The sequence below is a fragment of the Halomonas marinisediminis genome (genome assembly GCF_004347715.1).
GTDB classification, from domain to species: Bacteria; Pseudomonadota; Gammaproteobacteria; order Pseudomonadales; family Halomonadaceae; genus Halomonas; species Halomonas icarae.
The window spans coordinates 1-264 of the sequence record NZ_SLTR01000537.1 but is presented as its reverse complement, the minus strand read 5'-3'; the positions used below and the strand labels follow the sequence as shown (position 1 = coordinate 264).

Annotated in this window: 1 protein-coding gene; it reads right to left on the bottom strand. The window is 64.4% G+C overall.

Translation table 11 applies throughout. From position 1 onward, the window contains the following. Positions 1 to 264: uroporphyrinogen-III C-methyltransferase (locus E0702_RS17705; RefSeq protein WP_240721818.1), on the bottom strand; the 264-nt coding region annotated here is incomplete at both ends.

Sequence of the window (264 nt, the reverse complement as noted above, 5' to 3'; positions counted from 1 at the left end):
GCCCGAAGATGAACGGGTCTCCGCCCTTCAGGCGGACCACGTCCTGGCCGGTCATGGCGATGTCCACGAGCATGTCGTTGATTTCGGATTGCGGCACCGGGTGGAAGCCTGCGCGTTTGCCGACAGAGATCAGCCGCGTGCCTTTCTTGGCGAGATTGACGATCTCGCTGGGGACGAGCCGGTCGTGAACGATGACTTCGGCGTCGAGGATCAGGCGCAGGGCGCGCAGGGTCAGAAATTCCGGATCTCCGGGACCCGCGCCGA